Origin of the sequence: Lysinibacillus sp. FSL P2-0066, assembly GCF_037969495.1 — a bacterium.
GTDB classification, from domain to species: domain Bacteria; phylum Bacillota; class Bacilli; order Bacillales_A; family Planococcaceae; genus Lysinibacillus; species Lysinibacillus boronitolerans.
The window spans coordinates 2,041,985-2,055,049 of sequence record NZ_CP150202.1 but is presented as its reverse complement, the minus strand read 5'-3'; the positions used below and the strand labels follow the sequence as shown (position 1 = coordinate 2,055,049).

13 protein-coding genes and 1 pseudogene are annotated in these 13,065 nt (G+C 34.3%); 7 read left to right on the top strand and 7 right to left on the bottom strand.

Annotated features, from left to right (window positions below; genetic code table 11):
- Positions 1-170 precede the first annotated feature (170 nt).
- Positions 171-1,079 (bottom strand): TetR/AcrR family transcriptional regulator, encoded by a 909-nt coding sequence (locus tag MKZ14_RS10140; protein ID WP_333006669.1) that lies wholly within the window; start codon positions 1,077-1,079, stop codon positions 171-173.
- Between the two features lie 182 nt (positions 1,080-1,261).
- On the opposite strand from MKZ14_RS10140, the gene MKZ14_RS10135 reads away from it, so the two are divergent.
- Positions 1,262-1,675, top strand: coding sequence for a gamma-type small acid-soluble spore protein (locus MKZ14_RS10135; RefSeq protein WP_016993940.1), 414 nt, complete (start codon positions 1,262-1,264; stop codon positions 1,673-1,675).
- Between the two features lie 1,413 nt (positions 1,676-3,088).
- Positions 3,089-4,591: an SH3 domain-containing protein gene (locus tag MKZ14_RS10130; RefSeq protein WP_339280892.1), complete on the top strand. Its 1,503-nt coding sequence runs from the start codon at positions 3,089-3,091 to the stop codon at positions 4,589-4,591.
- Between the two features lie 406 nt (positions 4,592-4,997).
- On the opposite strand, the gene MKZ14_RS10125 is transcribed toward MKZ14_RS10130, so the two are convergent.
- Together MKZ14_RS10125 and MKZ14_RS10120 are read right to left on the bottom strand one after the other, a co-directional pair.
- Positions 4,998-5,606 carry a YpjP family protein gene (locus MKZ14_RS10125; RefSeq protein ID WP_339280891.1) on the bottom strand — a complete coding sequence of 203 codons (609 nt, stop codon included), beginning with the start codon at positions 5,604-5,606 and terminating at the stop codon, positions 4,998-5,000.
- A gap of 745 nt (positions 5,607-6,351) precedes the next feature.
- On the bottom strand, positions 6,352-7,038 hold the full coding sequence (locus tag MKZ14_RS10120) for a hypothetical protein (protein ID WP_312126891.1): 687 nt from the start codon (positions 7,036-7,038) through the stop codon (positions 6,352-6,354).
- A 123-nt stretch (positions 7,039-7,161) separates the two neighbouring features.
- Between MKZ14_RS10120 and MKZ14_RS10115 the strand changes: the two are divergent.
- From MKZ14_RS10115 to MKZ14_RS10100, 4 genes and pseudogenes are all read left to right on the top strand, one after another.
- A pseudogene (locus MKZ14_RS10115) lies at positions 7,162-7,371 on the top strand (DUF3888 domain-containing protein); the annotation flags it as partial.
- 392 nt (positions 7,372-7,763) lie between these two features.
- A complete protein-coding gene (locus tag MKZ14_RS10110; protein WP_016993944.1) occupies positions 7,764-7,973 on the top strand; it encodes a hypothetical protein in 210 nt (69 codons plus the stop codon).
- Positions 7,974-7,985: 12 nt separating this feature from the next.
- A complete protein-coding gene (locus tag MKZ14_RS10105) occupies positions 7,986-8,348 on the top strand; it encodes a spore coat protein (protein WP_048394572.1) in 363 nt (120 codons plus the stop codon).
- Between the two features lie 22 nt (positions 8,349-8,370).
- A complete protein-coding gene (locus tag MKZ14_RS10100) occupies positions 8,371-9,507 on the top strand; it encodes a zinc-dependent alcohol dehydrogenase (protein ID WP_333006672.1) in 1,137 nt (378 codons plus the stop codon).
- 349 nt (positions 9,508-9,856) lie between these two features.
- On the opposite strand, the gene MKZ14_RS10095 is transcribed toward MKZ14_RS10100, so the two are convergent.
- The 4 genes from MKZ14_RS10095 to MKZ14_RS10080 all read right to left on the bottom strand — a co-directional run bounded on the left by MKZ14_RS10095 (position 9,857) and on the right by MKZ14_RS10080 (position 12,458).
- Positions 9,857-10,591, bottom strand: a complete 735-nt coding sequence (locus MKZ14_RS10095) for an SDR family oxidoreductase (protein WP_333006686.1) — start codon at positions 10,589-10,591, stop codon at positions 9,857-9,859.
- A 386-nt stretch (positions 10,592-10,977) separates the two neighbouring features.
- Complete coding sequence (locus MKZ14_RS10090) at positions 10,978-11,337, bottom strand: DUF1304 domain-containing protein (protein WP_066037869.1); 360 nt, start codon at positions 11,335-11,337, stop codon at positions 10,978-10,980.
- 67 nt (positions 11,338-11,404) lie between these two features.
- Positions 11,405-12,031 (bottom strand): nitroreductase family protein, encoded by a 627-nt coding sequence (locus tag MKZ14_RS10085; protein WP_016995324.1) that lies wholly within the window; start codon positions 12,029-12,031, stop codon positions 11,405-11,407.
- A 22-nt stretch (positions 12,032-12,053) separates the two neighbouring features.
- Positions 12,054-12,458 carry an Ohr family peroxiredoxin gene (locus MKZ14_RS10080; protein WP_004228436.1) on the bottom strand — a complete coding sequence of 135 codons (405 nt, stop codon included), beginning with the start codon at positions 12,456-12,458 and terminating at the stop codon, positions 12,054-12,056.
- Between the two features lie 144 nt (positions 12,459-12,602).
- On the opposite strand from MKZ14_RS10080, the gene MKZ14_RS10075 reads away from it, so the two are divergent.
- Complete coding sequence (locus MKZ14_RS10075) at positions 12,603-13,046, top strand: MarR family transcriptional regulator (protein ID WP_339281015.1); 444 nt, start codon at positions 12,603-12,605, stop codon at positions 13,044-13,046.
- Positions 13,047-13,065: the final 19 nt, after the last annotated feature.

The following is a 13,065-nucleotide window of genomic DNA, read 5'->3' as shown; positions in this document are numbered from 1 at the left end:
TTCTATTACTTGTTTCTCGACAATTCAAGTATATATAAATCAGTGAATCTGTGCTTTTTTTATGCGTGTAATTGTGTAAATACCCCAAAAAATATTATAGAACCCAAAAAAATATTATAGAACCAAGAAAAAAACCAACTTTATGATAAAAAGCTGGTCTCGTCATTTAATCATTTATTTATGCCTTGCTGTTTGTTTTGCATCTTTATAAAGAGCCAGAAAAGGTTGGCTATTTCTTCAGCTTCATATTTATAAATCGTTTCAGCGAAAGAAGCACGAAATGGCTGTAGCATGATCTCTAAAACACTCATGCGGGGTGTTTCTCTCTTCACTTCATCCAAAAGTAAGCTAGAGAGTTCGAGTGATTTTTGTGGAAGTTCGATTGTCGAGATTTTTTTACAAAATTTCTCTAATTTCTCCTGTATTTCTTTACTAGTAATGGACTTATACGCTAAATCCTTTTCTAATAAAAACATTTCCTGTGGCTCTAATAGAATTTCTCCACTCTTAATCATTTCTGGCAGAAAACTTTCTACATATTTCAATGACCGAGTAACCACTTTTTTTAGATCTATCATCATATTAGTAGCCAAATTCCAATAAAAAGACAAATATTGGAATGTGCCAAAAAAGACGACCGCACACTCATAATAATAGTGCTTTCCTTCTTCTCCATAAATATCATAGAATCTGTTTTTTAACCATGTGATTTCATGAAAGCGATGTTCCGCAAGAATTTCTTGCAGCTCTTCATCATGCAAAAAGGAGATTTCTCGAAATAAAGGCATTAAATTATATTTTTCTTTAATTTTTAATGTGGCGATTAATTGTTCAATCAAAACGTTTACATCATCTTTTTTCTTACCAACTAAAATTTCCTCTTTTAAAACATTTCGTTCTAGGCGATTTTGCTCTAATACGGCTTTCAGACATTCATTTTTAGATGAAAAATAATTATAAAATGTACCCTTGGAAATATTCGCCTTATCTAAAATATCCTGAACAGATGTATGCTGATATCCTTTTTCTGTAAATAATTGTAATGTGGATTCGATAACGATTTGTTTACGATCTTTCATACATTTCTCCAATCTCTAAACACAAGTATGAACTTACTACAATTATACAGGAAAACAAGATTTCTTAAACTATGTAATTGGAAAGCTAGATGTCCCTTCAACACAAATCGGTTAGTTTTTTCAAAAATGTATGGATAGTAAAAAACCTTCTGTACAAACTACTTTTCAGGAGGTGATTCTTAATGGCGAATAAAAACAACAATCAAAATTTCAACTCAAAAATTCCTAATGCAGCTCCAAACGCAATGAATTCAATGAATGTTGAATTCGGGAATGAGACTGACGTAAATCAAATCAGACAACAAATTCAACAAGCTGAAGCTAAAAAGCAACAGGCTTCTGGTACTATGAACGCAATGAAGTCAACGAACGTTGAATTTGGGAATGAAACTGATGTGAACCAAATCAGACAACAAATTCAACAAGCTGAAGCTAAAAAGCAACAGGCTTCTGGTTCTATGAATGCAATGAGATCAACGAACGTTGAATTTGGGAATGAAACTGATGTGAACCAAATCAGACAACAAATTCAACAAGCTGAAGCAAACAAAAAATTTGCTTCTGGTAAATTTGCTAACGAAAACAATCAAAAATAGCTTTCCTTCAACATCCGCAGCCGGCATCCTTGCCGGTTTTTTGTTTCTCACAATAACAGCAAATTTTTTAGGATTCCTTCAGGATAAAATTTTCGCTTTAGCTTTTAATTCTGGCAGGTAGCTATTTTTCTTATATCTGTTTGAAATCAATTTGAGTCGTACTTTCATATCCCCTTATTTCCCTTTAACAAGTTCAAATGTAAGTTGAGGAAATAAAAAAATTTCCCGGGTAAGCGCAAGAAAAGACAAATTTAATCCTACATTCCTCCATCAAGCGACTGATTTCTTCATTTTCCTTGCCTATTGAAATATTGGCAGAAGGCATTTTGGGATGGGACTATAATTATTTCCTGTTGAGTAGGTTCATTTTGAATACCTTCAATACCAAGTAAGCCTTGATATTTCCCCATCATCTCGAAATTTCGGCTTTCAGAATTGCGTTTTCGCACAAAAAAACACTCGTCATGTAAACGAGTGTTTCGTACTTATTATGACAACCACTTAGGTGGTGTGTTTTTTTCCCAGAGTCTAAGTGGGTTGGTATCTTATAGTTTTTATTTTTTAGATTACTTTAATATCAAGTATTCATAGCTTATCGTGCTTTTTAGATTATAATATTTTTGTATATTTTTTAATATTCCTTTGGGGAACTTAACTTAAATTCATTTTATTTCCCTGAATGCAGTTTTTTCCTCTGGCTTGAATCCAAATTCTACATTTGCGAGTGGTTGATACTTATCGTTACTTAATTGTTTGCCCACCAGCATAGTAAACGGATTTTCTTTATAATCTAAGATTACTGCATCTGTGATTTTAAGGTGCTTATATTTATCCAATAATTCGATTTATCAAGACCTAATTTTAATAAAGATAGAAAGTTAAAGGGTTCTACATATTAGATATGACTAATATGTAGAACCTTTTCTTCATTTACTAAAGCATCTGTTAGTTAAAAAACTGAACAATCCGTTGTTTGGTATAGTGTAACATGTTTACAAATGTTGGTGTAGAGAAGTGTAAGCTTATAAAAAAGTTATGATGAGATTGTGGTAGCACATCATTAGTTGGTGTGCTTGTTCTCTTGTCTACCTTCTCAGAACAGCCCTCAGACGAATCGAGTATTAGATAGACGTACTACTTGGTTACATGGACTCCTCTAAGGTCGGTTCTCAGACCAAATACATCTTCCGCATATGCGGCGTAGATATAGATTTGGCTTGGGCTTGTTTCAATGAACTCACTATTTACAACCCTTTCACCAAATCAATATATGTTAGGGCTATCATTTATCACTCTCCCCTGTTAAATGAAAGAAACATTTATATTACCCCTATCCCAAATATTGGGTTTATGATAACATATATCTGAATCTTTTAACTTTGGAAAATATGAAAGGAAGTGTAATAACCAGATATGAAAAAGATATTGAAACCATTGATTAGTGGTATTGTCATTGGTGCCCTCTCTCTAACTATAAATATAGATAAAAATGTATTAGCTAATGATATTGCAAATACATGTAAGTATGATTCGGCATCGAAGGTCAACCCTGATTATTCCACAATGAACTGTTTGTTAACCGAAACAGCACTGAGTTATAATGTTCCTCCTGAAATTGTGAAGGCAATAGCGGAAGGTGAAAGTGGAAATTGGCGTCATTTCGATATGAATGGTAAAGCGATTGTGACAGCTGATAATGGAATTGGCATTATGCAAATTACAAATCAAGCTGACTACAATCAAGATAGACTAAAAAGCGATATTGTCTATAATATTCGAGCTGGTGTGGAGACTCTAGATGATATGTTTAAGCGGAAGGATTTGCCTAGCATCAACAGTGGGGAAAGAGATATATTGGAACATTGGTACTTCGCTATCATGGCTTATAATGGTACTAAGCCGGTAAATAGTCCATTTGTCCAAGCAACTGGGGAAAGAAATGCAAATGCCTATCAAGAAAGAATTCTCCGAATTATTGAGAGATTAGAATTAATAGACTTAACAGAGCTGCCTTTTACACGCGAACATTTTCAATATGACTCTAACAGCAGGGAAAATATTAAATTTTCAGTGATGAACTACGATTTTGATTTACCATTAACAAAATCAAAGTACTTTTTTAAAACAAATCAAAAAGTTAATGCAACAACTAATGTAACAGTTAGGACAAAACCTACTACGGATAGTCCTTCTATGGGTACTTTACGTAAAGGCGAAATTGTTACCATTACGGGCCCTTTTGAATATGAAGCCGTATCAACGAAGAAAAACCATTTTGTTTGGTATCCTGTGAAAAGAAATGACGGGACAGAGGGGTATGTAGCATCAAGTTATTTAAACTACTCAGCTTCAACACCTACAACTCCTACAACTCCAGTAGGTAGTATAGATGTATCAAAGTTCGCTGATTACAAGGCAGACCAGTACTGGGCAGAGGATTTTCAATGGGCAGTAAACAAAGGACTTATCAGCGGTTATCCAAACGTATACAACCCTGCAACAAAGAAATACGAAAACTTACTGAAACCAAACACGAATTTAACAGAAAATCAGATGTTATCTGTACTTTTCCGTTACTTTAAGTCTGATGAATTAGCTTCAACAAAACCTAGTTCTTCATGGAGTGCAGATGTAAACTATCAACTAGCAAGTAAGTACGCTCTACCAACGCTTGGTGGTATATCAACGTCTAAACAGGTATATGCAGTCAAAGACATCACACGTGGTAATTTTGCTCGTATCCTAGCATCTATGCATTATGGAAAAACAGTATCTCAGCCAGAAGCCATCCAGTTTCTACGTGACTTCGACTTAACAACTACTAAAACGGATGCAGAGTTTAAACCAAATGATTCTCTAACAAGAGCGCACGCAGTGGCATTCTTCCACCGTTATGAGCAAATATTCAATAAATAAATGGCTATATAAGTGAAAAGGTGACTATAAAAGTCACCTTTCTTTTATATTGTTGTCTAAATGGTGCTATAAAGCCCTATGTGTAGTTAAGGGAGAGGCTATGAAAGTATAACAAAAGGACTTGCATATAGGATAATTAATCATAAACACGAGTCCTGTTCATCTTGATGGAAAGCACCTTCAATCGAGAGTGCTCAATGTAGCTATTGATATCAGCTATCGCTACAATTCAATTGATAAATCTAAGAAAATCAAAAAATTAAGAATTTGGGGTACTTTTTAGGGTACATGCTTTCCCCTACCTCCCCCACTCTGAAAAATTAAAAGTTATAACTCAATGACTTTTTACAAACGCTGAGATATTCACAAAAAAACACTCGTCATGTAAACGAGTGTTTTGTACTTATTATGACAACCACTTAGGTGGTGTGTTTTTTTCCCAATAGATATCGCCAAGGTTGTTGTGTGCCATGAAGTTGTCCTCGACACTGTGGTAATGGAAGTTGTAGTAGTAGCCTTCCTGCGGTCTTTTTTCTGTACGCACATGGAAACGAATTAAATCTGTGCCTGTTTCATTGTTGATGACATTGAAAATTTTCTCACCATAATTACCACTTGGCCTTTCAGAGATGGTTAAAGATGCAGCAGTTTGATCATCAAGATTAGCCACTGTCATTGCAATGGCTTCCTCCATTTTCGGGAAGATGATGCTGTCAAATTCATTGCTAATTTTCGGACCAATTTTTGTGCCAAATTTTATGTACGATTGTTCTCTAGCCGCATCCACAAGTAAGGCATTATAATCAATCGCTTCCTCTTGTATCTGTAGCTGCTCGTCACTGCTATCTTCATGCTCAGCAGCTAAAGCAGTGCTTGTCCCTGATGAAGGGCCGATGGATGCACGGTTCGAAGGATTTTGATCAAATGCTTCCCAAATCTCATGTGTAGGCGTTATTAAACCAAATGTTAAAAACGCAACCATGATGACTATACTTTTCTTAACCCACGTTTTCATTTATTGTCACCTACTCTTTATGTACAAATTGGTAATTCTCCTATTATTATATACGTTCTCGCCATTAAAAGGTTTCATATTTCTATAATTCATTGTACAATATTTATGAATAATGTGTCGTTTTTTTAAAGGAGGTACAAAGCATGAGCATCGCAATGGGTATTGGTCTTTTATTAATGTTAGGTTACTTATCATCTTTATGTTTCACGGACTAATTTTTATATTTTGTAATATGTACCCTACAAAGCCCTAAAAGCCTGTTATATGCAGCTTTTGGGGTTTTTTATTTTTCTTTACATTACATAGTAACGCAAAATAATGCACAAAGTTAGGGCTAGTTTTGGGGCTTGTTGTGGCCACTATAATATTATTAATTCTTGGTGGCGTGTAAGCAAAATTTCAAATTTAGTAATAAATATTAAATCAATTTGATAATTTAAATTTTGCTGTTTATTATTGTGTCTGTAATAAAATACATTCATGCGAATGACTATTAGTTTACTGGTTGCAAATAATTGTCATAAGATTAATAGCTGCATACAGTAGCAGATGCACGGTAGTAAAAAACAAAGTTTGATCAAAACAGTTGGTACTTGATTTATCTAGTTTGAATTTTATAATAAAGATTGATTATTGTTTAGGAGATAATTGGGTATTTCATCTAGTAAGGGAACTGTTCAACTTGGTCATCTTAATGCAAGTGATGGAGTACAATTCTCTATTTTAGTTGATAAGGGAGTTTACATTAAGTTTTTATTTTTTCTTTATTCTTATTATAAATGTATATTTTCACGGTACTTTCTTTTAAAAGTTTATTAGAGGCTAACTTTTTCTCTAATGTAGTATATATTGTCCTTTCTATTTCCCTACCAAGAGCTTCTTGTTTTTCCCCATCTAACAATGTACTTACTTCCACAATTAGTTCTTGGGGAGCTTCCGGTGGAGGAATTCTCAAATCTACTCCTCCATCAATTTTGTTTGGATAAGCATTAGATAATTCGTTATTAATTTTTTTGGCGATCTCAACCAATAAATTATTTCTTTCCAACTCTTCTTCTGTTATCCTTTGACGAATTTCACCTTTTTTTACATTAACATTATATTCTTCAAATTTAGTTGACTTAATCAAATTTCTCACAACATCTTTGATTTCATGTTTTACTGAATCATAATACTCTTGGCTTCCAAGAACATCAATATCTATATCCTGCGAATTGTTATCAACATGAGTATTAATACTATAGGTACCTATTTTATATTTCCCCACTAATTTTACTTCTATCTTTTCTAACATTTGAATTTCAGCACTTTTTGGTGGTGGACTAATGTTTTTTTCAGCACAACCATTTAAACAAGCTAATCCGAAGCTTAATAATAGTACCCCTATGATGCTTAAGACTACAATAAGGAATTTCTTTCTAATAAACCCCATCTCCTCTTATTTTACGATATGAGCAGATATTATAATGTATTCGACCTTTTTCGTCTTAATCAACTTTTTAATGTAAAATCATGAAACACTAAATTTTAAGAATAAAGCCGCCTTCTTACTCCTTATATTGAAAAAGATTCGACTAACTATTATTATCCAAAGATTTTAAAGGATTTTTCGCCTCAGGTTACTCCATGGAAAATTGAAGTTATTGAAACTAAAAGAGTAAATGATTTTCGGGGCTTTATATTGCAAATTACTTTTGAAATTGAACCTACAGGCACTCAGTATAATCCCGTAGGAAAGGATAGAATGACCTATGAAATAGTATAAAAAATAAGGACCTGACAGCTATAGAGACTGAAGGTCCTTTTTTATATCCAATTTTATATAAATTTATCTAGAAAAAGTGTTGCTCCCTTCTTCCATTAAATGACCCATTTATGAAAAAAGGAGCTTCCCTTATTTCAGAAAAGCGCACTTTAGGATACATCCCGCATTTTCTTTAGACAAAGAAAAAAATTAACCTACGCTTTGCAAATGACATTCCACACTCGTCTTGAATTTTGGTATTACGATTTTCACATAGTTAATATGGAGGAAATTCAAATTTAAATAAGATTCCAGCTATCAATATAGTTTTAGATTTAATCAAAGGCGAATTTGCATAAATAGACTTGCTACAGGGAAGACTTTTTAAAGAAAATTATGGAGGTGCGAATTACGTGTTTGAGAAAAAATTAGCACTTCATGAAACCATGGAATTTCATGAAGTCATTAACTTTATGACAACTAGTTTACTTAAATCGAAGCTGAGTCAAGGTGTGGTCTTTGATGATGATTTAAGAGCGTTATTGGACAAAAATGTAAAATTATCTACCCCGGCACTCACTGCTATGGTTAAGCTCTACTCAAAATCGGAATTGGAATATTAGGAGGACAATTGTATGCAAGACTATTTAGATCCTATAAATTCAGTTGGAATGCCTGAACTAACTGATTCGGGGATTGCTCTTGAGTTTTTACTTACAACTAAAACGGGTATTCGGAATCTTTCAATTGCCTTAACAGAAACAGCTTCTCCTGCTCTTCAGAAAATCTTGAGAACTCAGCTGGATGTCATGGTCGATTTATATTTCGAAATTTCTGAACTGATGGTAAAAAAAGAATGGCTAAAACCTTATGATCTTGCAGGACAAAAGGAACTGGATATTAAATCAGCAGAAAATGCGATTAGTATTGCCCAGTTGGATTTATTCCCTAAAGATATGAATCGAAAAGGAATGTTCCCTACCCCACCGAAAAAATAAACGAAAATGAGGGATTTTTTTAATGAAAGCTGTCACTTTTCAAGGTGTAAAAAATGTTGAGGTTAAAGAAGTACAAGACCCTAAAATAAAAAAAGCCGATGATATTATTGTTCGTTTAACCACTACTGCCATTTGCGGGTCAGACTTGCATTTAATTCATGGTATGATTCCGAATCTTGGACAAGATTATGTCATTGGTCACGAACCAATGGGTATCGTAGAAGAGGTTGGAAAAGATGTGACGAAGGTTAAAAAGGGCGATCGGATTGTCATTCCTTTTAATATTGCATGCGGGGAATGCTGGTACTGCAATCATGATCTGGAAAGTCAATGTGATAATGCAAACGATAATGGCGAAATGGGTGCCTACTTTGGTTATTCAGACACAACAGGCGGTTTTCCTGGAGGACAGGCAGAGTTTATGCGCGTGCCCTATGGCAATTTTATCCCTTTTAAAATTCCAGAAAAATCAGAAGTTCCTGATGAAAGTCTTGTTCTCCTTGCCGATGCCGCCTCTACTGCTTTTTGGAGTGTAGATAATGCAGGTGTAAAGAAAGGAGATACTGTTATTATTCTTGGCTGCGGACCTGTTGGACTGCTAGCACAAAAATTTGCTTGGTTGAAAGGAGCAGAAAGAGTAATCGCAGTTGACTACATCGGCTATCGTCTTAAACATGCAAAGAAGACAAATAACGTTGAAATCGTTAATTTTGAAGACCATGAAAATTGTGGTGAATACTTGAAAGAGATTACCAAGGGCGGTGCAGACGTTGTCATTGATTGTGTAGGGATGAGCGGAAAAATGACGCCTCTAGAATTTCTTGCAAGTGGCGTAAAACTTCAAGGTGGTGCTATGGGAGCCCTTGTCATTGCTAGTCAAGCTGTACGTAAAGGAGGAACAATCCAAATTACCGGTGTATACGGCGGTCGATACAACGCCTTCCCACTCGGAGATATATTCCAGCGCAATGTAGCGATTCGTACTGGACAAGCCCCAGTTGTTCATATCATGCCTCATGTCTATAACCTAATGGCTGAAGGAAAAGTGAATGTCGGTGATATCATTACACATGTCCTCCCTCTTGAAAAAGCAAAACATGCATATGAAATATTCGATACAAAGCAAGAAGGTTGCATTAAAGTGGTTTTAAAACCCTAATATAGAAGTTTTCAGGTACTTTTGTCTCTGCATTGCAAAAGTACCTTTTTCATTGACCGTGGGGTACATATTTATATGTATTACTTCTGAAAGTGATTCTTCAAAATGGCATTAATATTTGAGCACCAAGCCTCTTCGACTGGCGAACTACATTTTGATCAACAGAACTAACCCCTCCCTAACCAAAAATCATTATGTAACGATTCCTTTCATTGAACAACTTCTAATGAACAACTCAACATCCCATTTGTTTTATTTCCATGAGGAAAGACGCTTTCCTTATTTGAGAAAAGCGCCAAATTTCTGAGTAAATAATTAGTTTGGCAAAACAGTTGAATAAGTTTTTGAACTACCTTAGATATCCACCATTATTAATATCAAATGTCGCACCTGTGTAATGCTTTGATCTATCTGACAAGAGGAAAATAACAGTATCAGCAACATCTTCAGGCATTACAGGTGTATCGATAAGCTGATGATTTAAATATTCCTCTTTTCTCCAAATAGGTATTGCATCCATCATAGGAGTGTTTACCATTGTAGGGGCAATGGCATTAACTCTGATGTATGGTGAGAAATTCACTGCACAGCTTTTAGTTAATCCCAATATAGCAGCTTTTGAGAGTCCATATATTGCATCTGAACTGCCTTCCATACCTGATACAGAAGACATATTCACGATGACTCCTGTACGTTCGCTCTGAAGTAGATATTTCCCGAACATTTGAGAAAAATAAATACATCCCTTTAAGTTTATATCTATGACTTTATCAATTTCCTCGGTTTGATAATCCAGTATATTTTTACCCAAATAAATCCCTGCATTATTAACTAAACTATCTACATCACAATGTTCTCTTTCCAAATTTCCAAAAAAATTGACTACTTCTTCATAAATACTTACATCTAGTTGATATGTATTCAAATCTAAGGGGACATTCATTGATTGTTTTAATTCCCTTAAGGCGTCTTCATTAATATCACAAGCAAGTACTGAAGCACCTTCATCTAAACATTGTTTAACAATTTCTTTTCCTATACCAGAAGCTGCACCTGTTACTATTACTTTTCTATTTTTAAGCATCATCTATTTTACCCCTTTATTAAAAAGTTAGGATGTTATGAAAAACTCTACCTAAATTCTATCTTTGGCGCAAGAAGAACATTGTTTAACCTCTCTTTATAAAAGACCTGTTTTTTTAACTTATTACAAATTTGATTGATATGTTGTCTTGGTTTAATATCCAACTTTTCAGAGAGACAATCATCACAATATATATCTTTTTGACTGTTAATAAAGTTTGGGACAATCTGGATATTAGACGTAAGCTAATTATCTTCCTTAAAAAGAAATCTTTGCTCACAATTATATAAGTCTTCCGCTATACTTCCATTAGAACAGAGATAATATATAATGTCTGTTGTTGAGTTTACATTAACTTCAATCTTTTTATTATTGTAGAGATTCCTTTAGAAAAATAAACTAATAAGTGCTAAAATAGCAGGCCCACCTTGTTTTAATAGAATCGATTTAGAGCTTGTTAAGCTACCATACAAAGCGACAATGATTACAAAGATTAAAAAAATGGCAACAATTTCAGTTTGCTGATGTGACAAAAATAATCCATACAATAAGGCGATCGCAATCAGACCATTATAAACCCCTTGATTTTTGAAAAGAACTTGAACATTTGCATTTTCTAACGCTTCTTCAGACAGATTAAATGTTTTTGCTGTTCTTTTAGAAGTAGTTGCAAACGTTTCTAAATACATAATATACAAATGCTCAGCTGCTACGACTAAGCTTAAAATAAAAGTTAATGAAGACATCCTATTCCCTCCTAAAAAATCTTTAAAAAAGCAATGTCCTCAAGTGTATCAAGGACATTGCTTGAAACTATTTATTAAAACGAACAATGCGGTCTATTGGTAGGCGTGAAGAACCATATGCTGGGGCTGCCGCTTCACCAATGGCTAATAATAAAATAGGAATTTCATTTGCTGGTAATTCCATGTATTCCGCGAATTTTGCTTTATCAAACCCACCCATCGGAACGGTATCATAGCCCATTTCCTTTGCTAATAGCATGATTTGCATCGATACTAAGCCAGCATCAAAGTGTACGATATTTTCTAATGTTTTTGTTGGTGCTGAACCATACATTGTCAGCGCATCTTGTGCAAGCTTATTGGCAATTGGTTCTGGCATATAGCCCAGCTCCACGTTTTTTGCATAGATTTCCTCAGCATTTACATACATCTCTATATCACCAATGACAGCAATAATGGCAGAGGCTGTTTCGATTTGCTCTTGATTAAATGAAAAGAAGTTGATATTCTTCTGAATTTCCTTATCATCAATGACAAGAAAGCGCCATGGCTGCATATTACTTGAAGAAGGTGCTGAAGTAGCATCCTGCAGCAGCTGCATGATTGTTTCACGCGGAATTTTAGTCTCTGCATTGTATTTACGAACAGATTTACGCATTTGCATAATTTGTTTTAATGGTGTATTTGATAACATGTAGTTTCCCTCTTTTCACAATTTAAACTGCTTTTATTGTTACATTAATATTGCCCATTGTTGCTTTTGAATATGGGCATACCGTATGTGTGACCTCTAATAATTCCTGTGCTTCCTCCACTGCTAGTCCTTCAATATGCCCTTCGATTTCCACTGCAAGCACATAGTCAAAAGAAGCTTGCTCCATTAATTTCACTGTTACTTTAATGGTTGATGCATTTTTTAGTTTCTTTTGGCGTTTGATTAAATCTAATGCACTATTAAAGCAAGCACTATAGCCAGCCGCAAATAATTGTTCTGGGTTTGTAACATCCGCTAATTTGGAGCCTGGTGGTGCAATTTTTAATGATAAAGATTGATCTTCTGCATAGGATGTGCCACTACGGCCACCTTCATTAATCATTGTAGTTGCGTATAATTCTTTCATAACTGAAAACCCCTTATCTTTTGTTATTAATTAAATTGCATACAATCTAATTTTTACAAATTGAATTGTACACAATTTAATTGCGTTTGACAAGTAGGAACTTTATTTTTAATATAAATGGTAGTAGAAGAACTTTAAGAGGGGATTTTTATGCCTAATCATTTAGATAATCAGCTGTGCTTTCTTTTGTATGCAACATCAAAGGAAATCACTCGGCAATATACATTATTATTGAAGCCTTACGATCTTACTTATACAGGCTATATCACTTTATTAGCTTTAGAGGAAAACGAACAGATAACGGTGAAAGAATTGGGCCAACGTTTATTTTTAGATTCAGGAACATTAACACCGTTGTTAAAAAAATTAGAGGCAAAGAATTACATTTGTCGTGAACGTTCTAAGGAGGACGAACGATTAATGAAAATATATTTAACCAAGGAAGGCGTAGATGTAAGAAGGAAGCTACCTGAAGTGTCCCGCCAAGTGATGAAGCAATCTAATATCTCAGAGCAGCAATTTGTACAACTAAAAAATGTACTGCAAGATATCGTATTCAATGACTGGAAAATAAAAGATGAAAATTAACGTATAGCTATTTTATTAA

Coding starts and splice junctions, on each gene's coding strand:
- MKZ14_RS10140 (WP_333006669.1), bottom strand. CDS start 1,079: ATGAAAGATCGTAAACAAATCGTTATCGAATCCACATTACAATTATTT.
- MKZ14_RS10135 (WP_016993940.1), top strand. CDS start 1,262: ATGGCGAATAAAAACAACAATCAAAATTTCAACTCAAAAATTCCTAAT.
- MKZ14_RS10130 (WP_339280892.1), top strand. CDS start 3,089: ATGAAAAAGATATTGAAACCATTGATTAGTGGTATTGTCATTGGTGCC.
- MKZ14_RS10125 (WP_339280891.1), bottom strand. CDS start 5,606: ATGAAAACGTGGGTTAAGAAAAGTATAGTCATCATGGTTGCGTTTTTA.
- MKZ14_RS10120 (WP_312126891.1), bottom strand. CDS start 7,038: ATGGGGTTTATTAGAAAGAAATTCCTTATTGTAGTCTTAAGCATCATA.
- MKZ14_RS10105 (WP_048394572.1), top strand. CDS start 7,986: ATGCAAGACTATTTAGATCCTATAAATTCAGTTGGAATGCCTGAACTA.
- MKZ14_RS10100 (WP_333006672.1), top strand. CDS start 8,371: ATGAAAGCTGTCACTTTTCAAGGTGTAAAAAATGTTGAGGTTAAAGAA.
- MKZ14_RS10095 (WP_333006686.1), bottom strand. CDS start 10,591: ATGCTTAAAAATAGAAAAGTAATAGTAACAGGTGCAGCTTCTGGTATA.
- MKZ14_RS10090 (WP_066037869.1), bottom strand. CDS start 11,337: ATGTCTTCATTAACTTTTATTTTAAGCTTAGTCGTAGCAGCTGAGCAT.
- MKZ14_RS10085 (WP_016995324.1), bottom strand. CDS start 12,031: ATGTTATCAAATACACCATTAAAACAAATTATGCAAATGCGTAAATCT.
- MKZ14_RS10080 (WP_004228436.1), bottom strand. CDS start 12,458: ATGAAAGAATTATACGCAACTACAATGATTAATGAAGGTGGCCGTAGT.